The 17,552-nt window shown below is 66.1% G+C and carries 12 protein-coding genes; 3 read left to right on the forward strand and 9 right to left on the reverse strand.

The window, feature by feature from the left end; all coding sequences use genetic code 11:
• Positions 1-70: 70 nt before the first annotated feature.
• Together ISP14_RS02780 and ISP14_RS02785 are read right to left on the reverse strand one after the other, a co-directional pair.
• The gene (locus tag ISP14_RS02780; RefSeq protein ID WP_404536122.1) at positions 71-2,980 is read right to left on the reverse strand and encodes a TonB-dependent receptor domain-containing protein; all 2,910 of its coding nucleotides are present in this window, start codon (positions 2,978-2,980) and stop codon (positions 71-73) included.
• A 269-nt stretch (positions 2,981-3,249) separates the two neighbouring features.
• The gene (locus tag ISP14_RS02785) at positions 3,250-5,277 is read right to left on the reverse strand and encodes an alpha/beta hydrolase family protein (protein WP_404536123.1); all 2,028 of its coding nucleotides are present in this window, start codon (positions 5,275-5,277) and stop codon (positions 3,250-3,252) included.
• A 289-nt stretch (positions 5,278-5,566) separates the two neighbouring features.
• On the opposite strand from ISP14_RS02785, the gene trpE reads away from it, so the two are divergent.
• Positions 5,567-7,042 (forward strand): anthranilate synthase component I, encoded by a 1,476-nt coding sequence (gene trpE, locus ISP14_RS02790; RefSeq protein WP_404536124.1) that lies wholly within the window; start codon positions 5,567-5,569, stop codon positions 7,040-7,042.
• A 35-nt stretch (positions 7,043-7,077) separates the two neighbouring features.
• Complete coding sequence (locus ISP14_RS02795) at positions 7,078-7,701, forward strand: hypothetical protein (protein ID WP_404536126.1); 624 nt, start codon at positions 7,078-7,080, stop codon at positions 7,699-7,701.
• Here the strand turns inward: ISP14_RS02795 and ISP14_RS02800 are convergent.
• The 7 genes from ISP14_RS02800 to ISP14_RS02830 all read right to left on the reverse strand — a co-directional run bounded on the left by ISP14_RS02800 (position 7,698) and on the right by ISP14_RS02830 (position 16,229).
• A complete protein-coding gene (locus tag ISP14_RS02800) occupies positions 7,698-8,510 on the reverse strand; it encodes an N-acetylmuramoyl-L-alanine amidase (RefSeq protein WP_404536127.1) in 813 nt (270 codons plus the stop codon). The genes ISP14_RS02795 and ISP14_RS02800 overlap by 4 nt on opposite strands.
• A 23-nt stretch (positions 8,511-8,533) precedes the next feature.
• Entirely contained in the window at positions 8,534-9,592 is a 1,059-nt protein-coding gene (locus ISP14_RS02805) for a serine hydrolase domain-containing protein (protein WP_404536129.1), read from the reverse strand.
• 172 nt (positions 9,593-9,764) lie between these two features.
• Entirely contained in the window at positions 9,765-10,478 is a 714-nt protein-coding gene (locus tag ISP14_RS02810) for a M15 family metallopeptidase (protein ID WP_404536131.1), read from the reverse strand.
• Entirely contained in the window at positions 10,475-12,058 is a 1,584-nt protein-coding gene (locus tag ISP14_RS02815; RefSeq protein WP_404536133.1) for a serine hydrolase, read from the reverse strand. The genes ISP14_RS02810 and ISP14_RS02815 overlap by 4 nt, the downstream gene beginning before the upstream one ends.
• A complete protein-coding gene (locus ISP14_RS02820; protein WP_404536135.1) occupies positions 12,045-13,256 on the reverse strand; it encodes a dipeptidase in 1,212 nt (403 codons plus the stop codon). Before ISP14_RS02820 ends, ISP14_RS02815 begins: the two co-directional genes overlap by 14 nt.
• A gap of 13 nt (positions 13,257-13,269) precedes the next feature.
• The gene (gene lysA / locus ISP14_RS02825) at positions 13,270-14,574 is read right to left on the reverse strand and encodes a diaminopimelate decarboxylase (RefSeq protein ID WP_404537106.1); all 1,305 of its coding nucleotides are present in this window, start codon (positions 14,572-14,574) and stop codon (positions 13,270-13,272) included.
• A gap of 143 nt (positions 14,575-14,717) precedes the next feature.
• Positions 14,718-16,229, reverse strand: coding sequence for a transglutaminase-like domain-containing protein (locus tag ISP14_RS02830; protein WP_404536137.1), 1,512 nt, complete (start codon positions 16,227-16,229; stop codon positions 14,718-14,720).
• Positions 16,230-16,391: 162 nt separating this feature from the next.
• On the opposite strand from ISP14_RS02830, the gene ISP14_RS02835 reads away from it, so the two are divergent.
• On the forward strand, positions 16,392-17,543 hold the full coding sequence (locus ISP14_RS02835; protein ID WP_404536138.1) for a DUF819 family protein: 1,152 nt from the start codon (positions 16,392-16,394) through the stop codon (positions 17,541-17,543).
• Positions 17,544-17,552 lie beyond the last annotated feature (9 nt).

Genomic DNA, 17,552 nt, shown 5'->3' on the forward strand with positions numbered 1-17,552 from the left:
ATGCGGATGAAGGCCGACAAAAAGGGGGCGACATGACGTCGCCCCCTCGGTTCCCACACTGTCCCTGCCGTCAGAACTTGTAGTTCAGACGAGCGAAGAGCGTGCGGCCGTACCAGTCGTACTGCGAGGCGTACAGCGGCGTGTTGCCGATGGTGGTGCCTGCGCTGGCCGAAATCAGATCCGGCTGCTTGTCGAACAGGTTGCGGATGCCAACCATCACACCCCAGTTACCCTTCTCGTAGGTGGCGGACACGTTGTGCAGGAACTGCCAGCCGGCCTTGATGTCGCGCACGGCATCGGGATAATCCGAATAGGTGAAGGTGCGATCCAGATCCCTGTTTTCAGTGGTACTGACGTAGCGCCCCTGCCAGGCGAAGGTCCAGTCGCCCCGCTTCAGGCTCAGATCGGCGATGCCTACCGTCTTGGGGCGTCCGATGTAGCCGACCTGGTTGTCGCGGGTGAAGCCGCTCGCTTCCGCGCTGTCGAACAGCAGGGTGGTGTCCTCGATGGTATAGGTCACCTGCGCATCGGCCGACAGTTTGCCGAACGAGAAGTCCTTGTCGTAGTTGATCTGCAGGTCGTAGCCGCGGGTGCGCTCACTGTTGATGTTGATATACGAGCCGTAGATATCCGTGATCAAGAAGGGGTTGGCAGGGTCGTTGGCAGGCTTGCGCTTGATCTGGTCGCAGAACGCGTTCGGGTAGGTTGCCGAGCCATAACAGCCGGAGATGACATCGCTCGCGCTGAGATCGGTGATCTCGCCGTGCACGTCGTAATCGAAGTAGTCCAGCGCCACGTTCAGGTTGGCAAAATCCGGAGTCCAGACGAAACCCAGTGATTTGGCTCTGGAGGTCTCGGGCTTCAGGTGGCCCTTGCCGCCGCCGGAATGGATCACGGCAGATGAGCCGCTGCCGGCATAGTCGGCCGGGATGCCTGCAGCCGCGCAATGTGTACGGATGCGGTCGTTGGTGCTGTCGCCCCATAGGATGCAGGGATCGATCACCGTCTGCGCCTCGAAGCCGGTCTGGTCGCCGAGGTACAGCTCGTACAGGCCTGGGGCGCGATAAGAGGTACCCAACGTGCCGCGGATACGGAACGTGGGTGTCAAGCGCCAGTTGAGGCCCGCCTTCCAGACCTGGTCATGTCCGCCTACCGTGCCGTACGTGAACATGCGGCCGGACAGATCGACTGTCAGCGACTCGATGGCCGGAATGCCCTTGAGCAAGGGCACGCTGACTTCGCCGAAGATCTCCTTGACGTTGTCTGTGCCATAGGTCCTGTCAGCCGAGGTGTAGCCCCACTGGCTTTTGTCCAGGGCAAGCTGGCTGGGTTGGTCGTCGATCTTGTAATGGCGGTATTCGGCGCCGAACGCGGAGGCGACATCACCCGCTGGCAAGGTGAACAGGTTGCCGGTGAGCAAGGCGTTGACGGTGGCCTGGGTGTACACCGTGTTGCCGGTGTCCCAGACGCCGATGGCATTGACCAGATCACGCATCCGGGAGCCGCTCAGGAAGCCAGGGTCGAAGTAGTTGACCAGGGGATCGCCGGAGTTGTCGTAACTCAAATCGCCAGTCTTCGAGGTGTCGATATCCAGATGGCGATAGCTGCCGTCAGAGCGGCTGAAGCCGGCATTGACTTCCCACGCCCAACTGTCCGTGGACGTGAACAGGCCTTCCAGTTTGGTGGTGCCGTATAGGTAGTCCACCGATTCCGTGCCGTTGTCCGGGAACGGCATGATGGGTTCGTAGACATTGGACAGGTCATCCTTGAGCGGGCCGTCGGAGACCAGCGGGAAGAACTGCCGGTACGAGTGCGTCCGGGTGGTGCGATGGTTGAGCAGCCACTGGGTTTTCCAGTTCACACTGCCGAAGCTGAAGTCGGTGGCGAGATATGCGCTGGCACGTTGGCGCGCGCTGATCGCGTCGCTGTCGCCGAAGAACGGGTAGTTCAACACGTCCTCGTAAGAGGCCTGGCCACCGTTCGCATAGCTCGGCGTGGGATATGGGCGCGGATGGTAGCCGGGGAACGGCCCAACGGTACTGCCGTCTTTCGATGGTACGTAGCGGACCCTGGAATCGATGTACTTGACGATCGTGTTCGCATACAGGTTGTTGCAGCCTGCCAGCTTGCTGCCTTGCAGGATGGAATGGTCTGCACGATCGATGCGCTGCCCGTTCTTGCCCCAGACCATGTCCTGATTGCAATCGAGGAAGTCGCGATCGCCCACCTGCAGCGCCTTGAGCTTGTCGAACTGCACGGCGGCCACAATGCTGCCGCGCTCGAAACTCCAGCCGTTGCCGAAGGAGAAAGTGTATTGCTCGCCGCCACCGTGCTCCGGCAAGCTGGTCGCCAGGGTCATCTCCGGGCGGTCCATGCTCTTTTTCGTGATGAGATTCACCGCGCCTGCCAGCGCGTCGGAGCCATAGATCGAGGACGAGCCGTCCTTCACGATCTCGATGCGCGAAAGGATGGCCTGCGGGATGACGTTGAGGTCGAACGCGCCTACCTGGCCGCGCGTGCCCGCCGGGCCTGGCCGTTGGCCATCAAGCAACACCAAGGTGCGATTGGCGCCCAGGCCGCGCAGGTTGACGGACTGCACGCCGGTGCCGCCTTCGATGACGTAGCCGCCGAACTGGCCGTTGATCTGCGTGGAGCCGGCTGCGGCGGCTGTGGTCATCAGGATGTCGGCGGTGTCGAACTGGCCGGCGGCAACGCTGGTCTTGATGTCGATCACTTGTACAGGCGAGGTCGTTTCGTATTCCGGACGCTTCAGCAGCGAGCCAGTCACGTTGACTGCTTCAAGCTGCTTGGCCTTGCTCGTCTCGGCTTGTTTCGACGTATGGGTGTCGTTGGTTGTCTGGCCGGTAGGCGCAGCGGTGGACGTCTGATCCTGTGCGAACACAGGGGCGATCTGCAGTGCGGCAAGCACCGCGATGGTCAGTGGCAGACGCTGGATTCCCCGATGGGCAAACTTGGGCATGCTGGATTCCCTCCCCGTTTAATGAATGCAAATGCCGCAACCGCATTTTGTTGCGGTTCACGAATCTAACTGTTCGTAATTTGTTACGCAACACGCGCAAATGCCTGGATTCGCGCCCAGGCAGAGCGGTTCGGAAAAAGCGAGACGCCATACGGGGCGCACAACCTTGCTGTACAAGGCTGTGCGGCGCCGATTGATGGTGGCGAGTCCGGGCTTATGTGGAGGGCGTTTGCTCGGGAACTGCTGAAAAGGTGGTTGAGGAATTTCCCTCAGGAGCGAACGGACCCGCAGTTTTTCTCGAGATAATTCACGATCAGGTCGAGGGTTTCCCGCTGCTGGCGCGGATACCACGGCATGCTGTGCGGCATGTCAGGAATCACGTGGTATTGGGCTGGAACCTTGTCCTTGACGGCTTCGTAGAAGTCGTTCGGGTGATAGGGCGGGACGCGCACATCGCGGTCGCCGCCGAACAGCATGATCGGCAGGTGGGCCTTGTCCGTGTTCCGCATCGGATCCATGCCTTTCACCGTGCGGCCCTGCAGGATGCGTTGCAGACGGTTGTCGCTCCAGGAAGTGCCGAGCCGTCCCAGATTGGCCACCGGCGCACCGGCAATGGCGCACTGGAATGGCGAAGGCGAACGCACGTCGGCAGCGATTGCCGCGAAGCCGCCATAGGAATAACCGAAGATGGCGATGCGGTTCTTCGCGGCGATGCCTTGCGACACCAGCCACGCGGCGCCGTCGTCGACGTCGTCGGACATTTTCAGTCCCCACTGCGCGTCGCCGGCCAGCCACAGGCCGCGACCCAGGCCCTCGGAGCCGCGGTACTGCGGGCGCAACACGGCATAGCCGCGTGAGGTGAGCAGCGGCACCCAGCCCGAGACGTCCCAGCCGAGATAGTCACGTGCCCAGGGGCCACCATGCGGCAAGACGATGGCATGCGTGGCGGCATCGCCCTGTTTCCAACCGGCGGGCAGGTCGAGGATGGCTGGAATTTCGCGGCCATCGCGCGCCTTGTAGTGCACCCAACGCTCGACGCCGGTCTGGTCGGCGGCGATGCCACTGCGCGAGCTGCCCAGGTTCACCACCTGCTTCTTGTCCTGCAGCAGATGGTAGGCAGGCGGCACGTTGGCGCTTTCGGTAACGAACAGCACCTTCGAGAAGTCGTCGCTGTAGTCGACCAGGCTCACCTGCTGATCCGGAAAAGCCTGCTTGATGCCGGCCTGGATGGATTTGAGCGCGGGGTCGACGTAGACCGTTTCGCGCTGGGGGCCGTCGACGACGAAGCCGGTCACCTGGTTAAAGTTCGCCGGGCGCGTGCTGAACAGCAGGCGGGCGATGGAGTAGTGGGCGTCGGCGGCCACGGGTTCGGGGTCGTACTGGTGCTTGGTCGCGTCGTACAGGCGCGCTTGCACCATGTCGGAGAACTGGTCGGTAAGCACGTAGTACTTGCCGGTGGCGTCGTCGATGCCTACCGGGTTCACGGTGTAGCGGTCGGACAGCTTGGTGGTCAGCGCCGGCTGAAGTTCGAATTGCCCGGTTCCCGGGTTGAGGAACAGCACCCTGCGCTCGTAGTCGCCGTCTTTGGGCTCGGTCTCGACGCGGGCCAGCACCTTGCCGGTGCGCGAATCGAACAGCGATGGCGAGGCGCGCAGGTTGTCACGGAACAACAGTTCGGAATCGCCGGTCTTCAGGTTGTAGAGGTAATAGTTCGATCCCAGGCTGACGCCGCTGAGTTGCCGGATGATGACCTTGTCCGGATCCAGCGGCAGCATGTCTATCAGGGACGTGGTGCCGGCCAGCTCCAGACACTCCTGCGTCTGTTTGCTGACGCCGGTCATGCGGGTGTCCTGCGCGAAGGCTTCCTTGAAGCTCTTCTGGTCGTCGCCGGTCAGGTAGGCCTTGGTGATGAAGGTCCTGGTGGCACCGGTGACTTTGCCTTCGCCGCAGCCACCGAGCTGGCCGGTCCACTCCTGGCGCGCGATAGCGAGAATCTTGCCCGCCTTGAGCGCCGAGGCGGCGATGAATTTCATGTGCTCGCCGGAAGGTGTGACCACGGTCGGGCCCTTGTCCAACGCGCCTGTGTCCCATGTCGCCAGGGCGGTTTCGTCCGGGTTCTTGGGCGAGGGAACGAGCGCGACCAGGTGCTTGCCGTCCGGGCTCATGGACATCGACTGCAATGCGGGCAGGCGCGCGAGCGTATCGATCGGGATGGCTTGGGTTGCCAGGGCGGGACTCGCGATGGTTGCGCCGAGCGTGGCGGTGAACAGGGCCCGGTAGAGCATGCTGTTGCGCATAGTCGGTTACCTCTTCCTTGTGTCCATGATTCCGGCGTGGCGTGCGATTCGGCCGGTCCTTTGTAATAACTTGCGAAATTAGCAGAAAATTGCGAATGACGAGCAAGCATCGGGTGATGCGCGCCGTGGGCGGCCGCGCCTGTGAGGACATGCGGCAAGCCTGCGGCGAAGCATGGGCACCACTTTCACTGCGGATCCGGCAAGAAGGTCGCAGGCTTCTGGACGTCCATACGGAATCCGGCGCCATCCTGCTATCGTGCGCAGTTCGTCCCCGCCTGGATCGTTTCCCGTGATCACCCGTAGCGACTTCGACGCGCTGGCCGCGCAGGGCCACACCCGTATCCCGCTGGTGCGCGAGGTGTTCTCCGACCTCGACACGCCGCTGTCGGTGTACCTGAAGCTGGCCGACGGCCCGTACACCTTCCTGTTCGAGTCGGTCGAGGGCGGCGCAACCTGGGGGCGCTATTCGATCATCGGCCTGCCGGCGAAGCGCGTGTACCGCCTGCGCGGGCATGAGCTGGAGGTGGAGGATTCCGGTGAAGTCACCGAACGCCGTCACCTCGACGATCCGCTGGGTGAGATCGAGAAGCTGCGCGCGCAGTACGACGTGCCGCGTCTGCCGCAGCTGCCGGCGTTCAGTGGCGGCCTGGTCGGCTACTTCGGTTTCGAAACCATCGGCTATATCGAGCCGCGGCTGGCGCAGTGGGATCGCGCCGACGAACTCGGCACGGCCGACGTACTGCTGATGCTGGCCGAGGAAGTCGCCGTGTTCGACAACCTCAAGGGCCGGCTGTACCTGATCGTGCATGCCGATCCGTCGCAGCCGCAGGCTTACGCCGCCGCGCAGCGCCGGCTCGACGCGCTGGTGCACCGCTTGCGCCAGGGCGGCGCGGCGTATCCGCAGCTTACGCAGTCCGTCGCGCTGGACGAGGGTGACTTCAAATCGTCGTTCACCAAGGCCGAGTTCGAGGCGATGGTGGAGAAGGCGAAGGAATACATCCGCGCCGGCGACATCTTCCAGGTGGTGCCCTCGCAGCGGCTCAGCGTAGGCTTCAATGCACGTCCGGTGGACGTGTACCGCGCGCTGCGCGCGCTGAATCCCTCGCCTTACATGTACTTCGTCGATCTCGGCAACACGCAGATCGTCGGCTCCTCGCCCGAGATCCTGGCGCGGCTCAAAGACGGCAAGGTACTGGTGCGCCCGCTGGCCGGCACACGCAAGCGCGGCGCTACCGAGGAAGAGGACAAGGCGCTGGAAGCCGAGTTGCTGGCCGATCCCAAGGAGCGCGCCGAGCACGTGATGCTGATCGACCTGGGCCGCAACGACATCGGCCGCATCAGCGAGACCGGCACGGTGGAAGTGAGCGAATCCTTCGTGATCGAACACTACTCGCACGTGATGCACATCGTCTCGCAGGTGCAGGGCACGGCGAAGCCGGGGCTCAGCTATATGGATGTGCTCAAGGCCACCTTCCCGGCCGGCACGCTCAGCGGCGCGCCGAAGATCCGCGCGCTCGAAATCATCCAGGAGCTGGAGCCGTACAAGCGCAACATCTATGCCGGCGCGATCGGCTGGATCGGCTGGTGGGGTGACGCTGACACCGCCATCGCGATCCGCACTGCGGTGATCCAGGACGGCCGCCTGCACGTGCAGGCCGGTGCCGGCATCGTCTACGACTCCGATCCCGCCGCCGAATGGGAGGAGACGATGAACAAGGGCCGCGCACTGTTTCGCGCGGTGGCGCAGGCGGCGAAAGGGCTGTGAGAGCCTCTTCGCGGAATTTCGCGGCATGCGTTGCGATGGCGCTGGCAATTGCGCCAGCCGTATCCGCGCGCGACGGCTGGCCGGACACGCCGCTGGCCCGCACGCAGGCGCTGGCCGAATTGCAGACGCTTAATGCCGAATTGCTGAGCCATCCCAGCGCCACGCTGACTTTGGAACACTGGTGCGGCGTGCACCGCCTGGCGCTGCAGGCGAAGATCGTGGCGCATCGCGTGCGGGGCGAGGACAAACCGTTGCCGCCGGGTGGGCGCGGCTTGCTCGGCATCGGCCCGGACGAACCGGTGCGTTACCGCCGCGTGCAACTGGCCTGCGGCGACACGGTGCTTTCCGATGCGGATAACTGGTACGTGCCATCGCGACTGACGGCGGCGATGAACCAGCAGCTCGACACCACCGACGTGCCGTTCGGCAAAGTGGTGCAGTCGCTGCATTTCCGCCGCCAGACGCTCTCCGCCGAGCTGCTGTGGTCGCCGTTGCCGCAGGGCTGGGACAGTGGCGCGGCACTGCCGCCGGCGAGCAGCCGGCCGTTGGCGATTCCGCCCCACGTGCTGCAACACCGCGCCCTGCTTTACACCCAGGGCAACCAGCCTTTCAGCCTGGTGGTGGAGAGCTACACCGCGCGCGTGCTGGCCCGTCCCTAGCCGGCCGGGGCCTGCGGCGACGGCGCGGCGCAGGTGTTCGCGCCCGGCTCGATCTGCTGTACGAGGTTGTAGAGGATGCGCAGGTCCTGTGTGTCCAGCGTGTCGCCTTGCATGCCGCGGAAATGATGGTGGAAGGAGCGCGCGGCGGCGGCGCGGTCGTCCAGCGCGTAACCAACCACTGCCATGGCCATCCACGGGTCGAAGCCCGGTGGCGGATCGCACAGCGGGCCGTGTGGCCAGCGGCCGTAGCCGGCGTCGGCGAGCTGCTGCCACGGGAACAGCGGGCCGGGGTCGTCCTTGCGGTCGGGCGCGAGATCCTCGTGGCCGATGATCTGCGTGGGCGGGATGTGCAGCCGCGTGGTGAGGTCGGCGAGCAGGCGCAGCAAGCTGTCGATTTGCGGCTGGGCGAACGGTGTCTGACCGTCGCTGTCCAGCTCGATGCCGATGGAGGCCGAGTTGAGGTCGGTGATGGTGCCCCAGCGGCCCGGCCCGGCCTGCCACGCGCGCAGCGAGTCGGGCACCAGCTGGTAGATGTGGCCGTCGCGGCCGATCAGATAGTGGGCGCTGACCGGGCCGCCGCTGTTGCGCGTGCGCAAGGTATCCAGGCTCTGCGCGGCGGACTGCTGCTGGGTGAAGTGCAGCACGATCAGCACCGGCCGGCGGATGTCGTAGTTCGGCGACGGCACCCAGGTCGCCAGCGGATTGCGCGGCGCATGGGCACAGGCGGCGAGCAGCAGGAATGCGGCCAGCAGCGCCGCAAAGCGAACGAAGGCGAAGCGGCTGCGCGACGTGTCGGGCGAAGCGTGCATGAATGCGGTGTTCCAGCGGGCGGTCAGTGTTGCAGGAACGGCTCGGCGATCGCCAGCACGGTGCGATAGGGCTCGGGCTCGTTGCGGTTGCTGAGCAGGATCACCGTGAGGTGCTGCTTCGGCCAGCGCACGATCACGTTGCGGAAGCCGATGCTCTCGCCTGAATGCCACAGCGTGTCGCCGGTGATGCGCCAGCCGTAGCCGTAGCTGGCTTCATATGGCTCGCCGGTGACCTTCACGTGCGGGCCGAAGGCGAGCTTGCGCGAGGCGTCGCTGAGCAGGCGATCGTCGTAGAGCGCCGCATCCCACTTCGCGAGATCGTCGATGCTGGAATAGATGCCGCCGTCGCCGCGGGTAGCACTGGTCAGGTCCTGGTCGGTGCGCTGCCAACGGCCAGTGGTTTCGGTGTAGCCGTAGGCGCGGTTGGGCACGGTCTTGGCGTCGTGCACGTAGAGCAAGGTGTGGTCCATGTGCAGCGGCTGGAAGATGCGCCGTGCAAGGAAGTCCTGCAGCGACAGGCCGGAGGCCTTCTCCACCGCCAGGCCGAGCAGCACGAAGCCGGTGTTGCTGTAGCGATAGGCGGTGCCCGGCGGGAAATAGCCATGCGTGGTGGCGCCGATCATGCGCAGCACGTCCTGGTCGTCGAGCTGCTTCGTGCGGCCGGGCGGGATCAGGTCTTCGTAGTCGAGCAGGCCGCCGGTGTGGCAGAGCAGCTCGCCCAGCGTCACCTTGTCGGTGAACGCCGGAAGCGTGGGCAACCAGTGGCGGATCGAATCGTCGAGCTTCAGCTTGCCGTCCTGTGCCAGCAGCAGGATCGCGGCGGCGGTGAACTGCTTGGTGACGGAGGCAAGGCGATAGTCGGTGGCCGGAGAGGCGGCGACATGGTGTTCCAGGTCGGCCATGCCGTAGCCGCGATCGAGCAGAGGCTTGCCGTCCTTGATGACCAGCAGCGAGGCGCCGGGGATGTTGCCGGTGTACTTCTGCATCAGCTGGTCGGCATGGCGGACGGCGTCGGCAGTGGTGGCTGCGCTTGCGGTGCCGGCGACGAGCAGTGACAAGACGAAGAGGAATGCGAGACGCATGTCGGACCTCCGGAAGCCGAGGCTTGAGCCCCTCTCCCGTCGGGAGAGGGGTTGGGGAGTGGGTTCGGTACCGCCGTGACGCCCGGCTTCGCCCGTACCCTCTCGCGCCTGCCGGCACCCTCTCCCGGAGGGAGAGGGGATGTACTGGGCAGAGTGGGGCGCGGGAGGGTGCTCATTGCACCGGCACGTCGTAGAGCGTGTGCGGCGTGGGCTCTGGGGTGAGTGTGTAGTGCCACCACTCCAGCGTGTAGTTCTGGAATCCTTCGCGCTGCATGGCCGCGCGCAGGCGATGGCGATGGGCTAGCCGCGCGGCGTTGATACCGGGCGCGTCGGTGTGGGCGCGCACGCCGAACCAGTCGAAACCGGTGCCCATATCCAGCGGCGCGCAATGCGTGCCGTCGGCAGCGCAGCGTTCCATGGTGAGGTCCACGGTGGCGCCGCGGCTGTGGCCGGAGACGGGGGCGATGTAGTCGCCGAGCAGTTGCGATTTGTCGAGGTCCGGATAGTGCTGCGGCTTGGTGCGCTGGTCGGACAAGTCATGCGCCCAGTGTACGAAGTCCGCCACGGCGCGCGCGGGTCGGTAGCAGTCCCACAGTTTCAGCCGGTAGTGCTGTGCGCGCAGCTCGTGTTCGACCCGCGCCAGCGCTTCGGCAGCGGGGCGCAGCAGCAGGCACTTGGGCGCGAGGTAGCCGTGCACCGGCCGGCCGACGAAGTTGTCGCTGCCGGCGTACTTGATGTCCTCGGCGATATCAGGGGCCAGGCTGCGGATGTCGACCAGGCCAGCCTGCGCCGCGGTTTTCGCGGGCGAGAGGTGCGGCGGCGGCTCGTCGGCCCGTGCCGCAAGCGGCAACAAGAGCAGGGCAAAGAGCAGCAGCTGCGGTTTCATGGGCAATCTCCGGTACGCACGAAGTGCAGGTCCTCGTAGTCGGAGCTGAAGTCGCCCAGCGGATCGACCTTGGCCATGGTCAGCGTGGCTGGCTGACCGGCCTGCGCGGGATGGAAGTCCAGCCACGCGTCGGGCTCCATGCCGTGCTTGCTCCAGTGCACCAGCTCGCGCTTGCCAAGGCGCATCACGTCGCCGTTGAGCCGCGGCGACTTGGCGACGGCGAAATGCACACGGTCGCCGTCCGGGCACAGTGCAAGGTCGCCCAGCCACGGGTCGCGGTAGCGGCCCGTCCATGCCGCCAGCGCGGCAGGCGCGACGGGCGTGGCGGCGGAGGTGTCAGGCGCGGCGGCGCGTTTGCTGGCCTGCGCATCGGCGTGTTGCAGGGCATCCGCGTACCAGGTGACGTCGTGTGTATCGTCCGGCTTGGTGAAGTGTTTGAGCAGCGCTTCGCCGAGCACGGTGCGCGCGGATTCCGCTTCGCCGTTGATGAGGAATACGAAGCCGTCCTTGCGGTCGGGCAGCAGCATCAGTTCGGAGTACATGCCGTTCAGCGTGCCGGTGTGCCACACCGTCCAGCTACCGTCCACGTCGGTCATGCGCCAACCGTAGCCGTAGGCCATGATGTGGCTGTCGTCCCAGTCGCGGCGCTGATCGGAAACGGGGATCAGCATGTGCGGCGATTGCAACACGCGGCGCTGCTCCGCCGACAGCCACTTCAGCTGTGCCGGCGTGGGTGCCAGCCAGTTGCGCGCCCAGGCCAGCATGTCGTCGAGGTCGCAGCGGATGCCGCCGGCGGGGGCGGAGGCGATCGCGGGGATCGCCGGGCCGTCCTCGTCCGTCAGCAGGTTGCGCTCGCCCTTGCGGGCGTGCGGCTCAGCCACATCGCCTACCGCATCACGGCTCCACTGGCCGACCTGGCAGCGGTTGAGGCCCAGCGGCTGGAACACTTCGCGGCGCATCAGCGTTTCGTACGGCGCGCCACTCGCAGCGGCGGCGACTTCGCCGGCCACCACATAGAGCAGGTTGTCGTACTGGTACTTCGAGCGGAAGCTGTAGCCGGGCTTGATGTAGCGCAGGCCGTGGATGATGTCGGCGCGGGTGAATGCGTTCGGCTCCGGCCACAGCATCAGATCGCCGCCGCCCTCGGGCAGGCCGCTGGAGTGGGTGAGCAGGTCGGCCACGCGCATGTTCTGGGTGACCCACAGGTTGTACATGCGGAAGTCCGGCAGGTACTTCGTCACCGGGTCGTCCCAGCGCAGTTTGCCCTGGTCCACCAGGCGGCCAAGCAGGGCCGTGGTCATCGCCTTGCTGTTGGAGGCGATCTTGAACAAGGTGCGCGGGGTGATCTTGCGGCCCGAACCGGCGATGGTTTCGCCGCGCGTAGCGACGTAGACCACCTGGCCGTGTTCGATCACGCCGACGGCGATGCCGGGCAGGCGATAGCGGGCGACCACGGCATCGACGATGCGGTCGTAGTCTTTCGCCGGCCGGGTGGCGGCGTGCGCGGGGCCGAAGCTTGCCGCCGCAAGCAGCAGGGCGAGGCCGCCGAGGCAGCGGCGGGTGCGCCTAGTGCTGCGCATCGCGCTCGACCTCGCGCCACACTCGCAGCAGGTTGCCGCCCCAGATCTTGGCGATATCGGCGTCGCTGAAGCCGGCGCGGCGCAGCGCGGCGGCGACGTTGCGCGTTTCCGTGGCGTCCTTCCAGCCGGTGATGCCGCCGCCGCCGTCGAAGTCGGAGGCGATGCCGACGTGATCGATGCCGGCCACCTGCACCATGTGCCGGATCTGTTTCACGTAGTCGTCCAGCGTGGGCAGCGGGTACTTCGTCTGGATCTCGGCCATGCCGGCGGCCATCGCCGGCAGGTAGTCGTCCTTGTCGCTGTCGTATACCTTGTCGCCGTTGGCTTTCGCTACCGCGTCCTGCAATTTCTTCTCGGCGGCTTCGCGGCCAGGGTCGTTCTTCAGGAATTCCTTGTAAGCCACCGCCTGGATCACCCCGCCCTTGGCGGCGATCGCGCGCAGCAGGTCATCGGGCAGGTTGCGCGGGTGGTCGAGCACGGCACGGGCGCCGGAGTGCGAGGCGATGATCGGCGCGGTGGATACCTTCAGCGCATCGCGCACGCAATGGTCGGAAGCGTGCGAGATGTCGACCATCATGCCGAGTTGGTTGGCGCGTTTCACCGCCGCACGGCCGAAGTCGGTCATGCCGGTGTCGCCCTTGCTGTTCATCGCCGGCTCGTGCCTGTCCTTGTCGGGCAGCGAGCTGGTGCACAAGTCGTCGTTGCCGACGTGGACCAGGCCGAGGTAACGCGCGCCGCGGTCGAAGGCAGCGTCGAGGCGGTGGATGTCGTGACCCAGCGAGTAGGCGTTCTCGATGCCGATCATCGCCGACAGCAGGCCGGCCTTGCGGTTGGCCAGCGCCTGTTCGGGCGTGGTGGCGAGCCGGATGCGGTCGGGATACTGCATCAGCATGCGATCGATGCCGTCGTATTTCTCCTCGGCCTGCGCCACGGCCTTGGCGTAGCCCGCAGGCGTGAGCGGCCCCTGCGGCACCCAGATCACGAAGAACGCCGCGTTCAGGCCGCCGCGCTCCATCTTGCCCAGGTCGACCAGCAGTGGCGTGTCCTTGCCCACGTCGAAGCGTGCCTCGCGCATGTAGCTAAAGGGGATGTCGACGTGGGTGTCGATGGTGATCGGCGGATCCTGCGTGGCGTGCGCCGGAAGTGTGCCGGCCAGGCCGAGCGCGGCGAAGGTGGCGAAGCGGGCGATGGGGTTCATGCGATCGGCCTGTTCAAGGGGTTTGCCAATGGCGTGCCGGTTGTTCGCCGGCGATCATCTCGTCGAAATGCTGGCGGCGGCGCACCACCGCATAGCGGCCGCGGTCGAGCAGTACCTCGGCCGCCAGCGGTCGCGAGTTGTAGGTGGAGGCCATCGACGCACCGTACGCACCGGTGGCCTTGATCAGCAAGAGGTCGCCGGCGACGCATTCGGGCAGCACGCGCCCGCGCGCGAAAGTGTCGCCGGTTTCGCACACCGGCCCGACGATGTCGTAGGTAGTCGGCGACCCCGAGGCGTCGGCACGGACCGGCACGATGTCGTGCCAGGCGTCGTACAGGCTGGGCCGCTGCAAGTCGTTCATCGCCGCGTCGAGCACCAGGAAGCAGCGTTCGACGCCCGGTTTGACACGGATCACCCGGGTCAGCAGCACCCCGGCCTCGGCGACCAGCCAGCGGCCGGGCTCCAGCAGTATCCGGCCCTTGAAGCCGGACAGCGCTTCGTGGATCGCGGCGGCATAGTCGGTCACGGCCAGCGGCTGGTCCACGCCGGCGCGGTAGCACACGCCGAGGCCGCCGCCGACGTCGATACTGGCGATAGGGTGCCCGGCCTGTTCCAGCTCGCGCCAAAACACCGCGACCCGTTGCAGCGCCAGCCGGAACGGCTCCGCGTCGAGAATCTGCGAACCGATGTGCACATGCAGGCCGTCCAGCCGCACGTTGGGGAACATCGACCGCGCGGCGAACCAGCAGCGCGCCTCGTCGATGCTCACCCCGAACTTGTTCTCCGACTTGCCGGTGGAGATCTTCGCGTGGGTGTGCGCATCCACGTCGGGATTGATGCGCACCGCGGCCGCCGCGACCACCTGCTGCGCCTGGGCCAGCCGCTGCAGCAGGTGCAGCTCGTCCAGCGATTCGACGTTGAAACGGGCGATGCCCACGCTCAGCGCGCCGGTGATTTCGTCCGCACTCTTGCCCACGCCGGAGAACACGATCCGTCCAGGTGGCACGCCGGCGTGCAGGCTGCGCTGCAACTCGCCGGCGGACACGATGTCCGCGCCGACGCCGGCCTCGGCCATCAGCTGCAGGATGGCCAGGTTCGGGTTGGCTTTGACGGCGAAGCAGATCCCGGCATCGAGGCCGGCCAGTGCCTGCCGCAGCGTGTCGATGCGTTGCCGGATCGCGCTGGCCGAGTAGGCGTGCAAGGGCGTGGCGATGCGATGTGCCAGCTGTTCCAGGTCGACGCCATCGAGCGTGGCGTCGTCGTCGAGGGCGTGGGTCGATGCATCCGGGTCCGCGGGTCCGGCAGTGGCAGCTTGCATCATGGGCGGCATCGTCATCGTCGTCATGGCGGGTCGAAGGTGGTGGCCGCTTGCAGGGCAAGCGGCAGGTGGATCATGGATCGGTCAGCAGCGTCGACTGCAGCAGGCGCGCTGGTGCGGCCTCCCCCGAAGCGTCCGCTCCGTCAGCCGTCGTTGTGTCCTTGCGCCGCCGGCAGGATCTGCCACTTGAAGTCGTAGTCCCACTGGTCGAAATACAGGTTGCCGCCGTTCCATTCGACTTCGCCGCGCTGCGAGTCGACATTGTCGGAACGGAAATGCTGCTTGGGCGGTGCGAAGGTCTGCCCGTAGTCGTCGTTGAACGCGATGCGGTAGGCGTCGAGACCGCCGAGGTAGAACCATTGTAACGCCGGGTCGTCGCCCGGGCCGGGCCGCAGCTGGCCGGTGGTGACGTCCATCGGCACCCAGCCGTAGGGCGCCAGATACAGGTAGCCCCAGTCGTGGATATCGCTGTACTTGCCGTCGTCGGCGAACACCATGCCCGACTGCCAGCGCGTGGGAATGCCGTTGAGCCGCAGCAAGGTCATCAGCAGCATGGTCTGCTGACCGCAGTCGCCATGGCCGGCGTGCAGTGTGTAGTCGCTGATGTTGCTGATCGTCGAGTACTCGCGCGCGCCGGCCCAGGGAATGCGGTCGACCGCGGCGAACAGTTTCTGCGCGATGCGCCAGGGATTCTTCTCGTTGCCCACCACCTTGCGCGAGAACGCCCGCATCGCCGGGGTGAACACGATGTGCGGCGGGCGCTCGGCCACGAACGGGGCCAGTTCGGGCGTGATCGCCGGCAACCGCGTGCGGTCGGGATCGACGGCGTGGTACTGCGCGTACACGGTCAGTTCGTAGGTCACCGAGAACACGGTGGGCTGGCCGGCGTGGGCCGGCTGTTCCAGGTGTACGGTGCGTTGCAAGGCCGTGGTCGGTGCGATCTCGTGCTGCGCCGGTTCGCTGGCGACGTAGCGGATGTTCTCTTGCTGCCCCGCAATCGCGCGCGGGTAGGGGATCCAGGCGCGAACGATCTGTCCGGCGGGCACTGCGTCGGCCTTGACGGTAAGGATCTGGGTCATCCGCACGCGACGCGGCAGCACGCTGCTGCGGTGCTCGGCCAATGCGGTGTGGTAGACCGCGCGCTGATGGTCGTTCAACGATTCCATCGGACCGGCGCTGAGCGGCGTCTGCACCGCGCGCCGCGCCAGCGCCTCGGGGCTGAGCCGGAACAGGTTGCTGGGCGAGCGTTTGAAGTACAGCGTGCGGCCGTCGATCACCTGGTGCTCGAACAAGCCCTCGGCATTCCATCTGGCGAACTCGGCGTCGCTGAGGTCGGGGATTTCCTTGCGCACACGCGCCTTGACGTCGTCGGCGCTGAGGGTGAAATCGAGCAGGATGCGGTGCATGCGTTCGCGCTGGAACAGCAAGGCGTTGCGTGTCTGCGTCGCCAGCTGCGGTTGCGTCAGGGCTTGTTCGATCGACGCCTCGGCCGCTTTGAAATGGCCGGCGTCGATCTGGCTGATGATGGGGGCGAGCGGCGTGTCGGCCGTTGCGGCGAATGCCATCGGCATGGCGAGCAGCAGGGCCAGCAAGGCGAGCATCGCGCGCCGCACGCAGAGGTGCCGGCGTGGCGCGATCGGATGCGGCGTGCCCATCGTCTGACCCCCGATGTGAAACCCCCGGAAGCATGCTGTGTAGCACGCTTGCAAATCGCGGTCAATAATTTATGCTTCGAATGGATGGCAATGGAATCATCTATTCCTGATTGCCCGGACCCGTTCCGCCTCGCGGCGGACCACCCAACAAGGGGAACGCGCGTGATCCACACGGTCTGGCCTTATCTGGCGGTGATGTTGCTGGCCGCCGGCCTGTTCCCCGCCATGGAGCGGCGCTTCGGCTGGCGCGTCTTCAACGTGCTGCCGCCGATCGTGTTCACCTACCTGCTTGTCACCGCACTGTCGGTAGCCGGCCTGTGGCAGCTCAACGACGGCATCCGCGCCGCGCAGGGCATGCTCACCGACCGGCTGGTGCCGGCGCTGCTGTTCCTGCTGATGATCAACTGCGACCTGCGTGCGATCTGGCGGCTCGGGCCGCGCGTGCTGGCCGTGTTCACCTGCGCCGGCATCGCACTGTTCATCGCCTTCATCGGCACCTACCTGCTGTACCGGCACTGGCTGCCGGGCGACGACTGGCAGCCGTTGGCCGCGCTGTCGGGCAGCTGGATGGGCGGGACCGCGAACATGATCGCCGTGAAGCAGGCGATCGGCATGTCCGACCAGCACCTGGCGATGTCGCTGCTCACCGATGCGCTGTGCTACTCGATGTGGGTGGTGGTGCTGTTCTCGGTGGCGCGCCTGGCGCCGGCGTTCAACCGCTGGACCGGGGCACGCTCCAGCGGCGACATGGAGGTGGCCGAGACACCGACCAGCGGGCCGATCACCTACGACTGCGTGTTGCTGTGGCTGGGCATGGCGCTGGCGGTGGCGGCGTTGTCGAGCTGGGCGTCGGACTGGCTGCCGGTATCCAGCATGATCAGCGGCACCACCTGGGCGATCCTGCTCGCCACCGCCGCGGGGCTGGTGGTGGCGCACACGCCGCTGTCGCGGTTTCCCGGCGCAAGCAAGATCTCCAGCGCGATGCTGATCAGCGTGGTCGCGGTGCTGGCCTCGCAGAGCAACTTCCAGGGCATCGCGGCCGCGCCGATGTACCTGCTGTGCGGCGTCACCATCATCACGATCCATGCGGCGCTGCTGGTGGGTTTCGCCAAGCTGTTCCATTTCGATCTCTACCTTTGCGGCATCTCGTCGCTGGCGCAGATCGGCGGCGTCGCCGCCACGCCGGTGCTGGCCGCGAGCTATTCGCGGGCGCTGGTGCCGGTGGGCGTGTTGCTGGCACTACTGGGCTACATCCTCGGCACCGCCTTCGGCCTGCTGGTGGCGAGCGTGATGTCGATGCTGGCCGGGTCATGAGCCGGCGTC

Origin of the sequence: Dyella agri, assembly GCF_044904705.1 — a bacterium.
GTDB classification, from domain to species: Bacteria; Pseudomonadota; Gammaproteobacteria; order Xanthomonadales; family Rhodanobacteraceae; genus Rhodanobacter_A; species Rhodanobacter_A agri.

What these genes read in the sequence shown, in the direction of transcription:
- ISP14_RS02810 (WP_404536131.1), bottom strand. Translation starts at nt 10,478, where the DNA reads ATGAAACCGCAGCTGCTGCTCTTTGCCCTGCTCTTGTTGCCGCTTGCG.
- ISP14_RS02800 (WP_404536127.1), bottom strand. Translation starts at nt 8,510, where the DNA reads ATGCACGCTTCGCCCGACACGTCGCGCAGCCGCTTCGCCTTCGTTCGC.
- ISP14_RS02780 (WP_404536122.1), bottom strand. Translation starts at nt 2,980, where the DNA reads ATGCCCAAGTTTGCCCATCGGGGAATCCAGCGTCTGCCACTGACCATC.
- ISP14_RS02805 (WP_404536129.1), bottom strand. Translation starts at nt 9,592, where the DNA reads ATGCGTCTCGCATTCCTCTTCGTCTTGTCACTGCTCGTCGCCGGCACC.
- ISP14_RS02815 (WP_404536133.1), bottom strand. Translation starts at nt 12,058, where the DNA reads ATGCGCAGCACTAGGCGCACCCGCCGCTGCCTCGGCGGCCTCGCCCTG.
- ISP14_RS02820 (WP_404536135.1), bottom strand. Translation starts at nt 13,256, where the DNA reads ATGAACCCCATCGCCCGCTTCGCCACCTTCGCCGCGCTCGGCCTGGCC.
- ISP14_RS02830 (WP_404536137.1), bottom strand. Translation starts at nt 16,229, where the DNA reads ATGGGCACGCCGCATCCGATCGCGCCACGCCGGCACCTCTGCGTGCGG.
- ISP14_RS02785 (WP_404536123.1), bottom strand. Translation starts at nt 5,277, where the DNA reads ATGCGCAACAGCATGCTCTACCGGGCCCTGTTCACCGCCACGCTCGGC.
- lysA (WP_404537106.1), bottom strand. Translation starts at nt 14,574, where the DNA reads ATGCAAGCTGCCACTGCCGGACCCGCGGACCCGGATGCATCGACCCAC.
- ISP14_RS02795 (WP_404536126.1), top strand. Translation starts at nt 7,078, where the DNA reads ATGGCGCTGGCAATTGCGCCAGCCGTATCCGCGCGCGACGGCTGGCCG.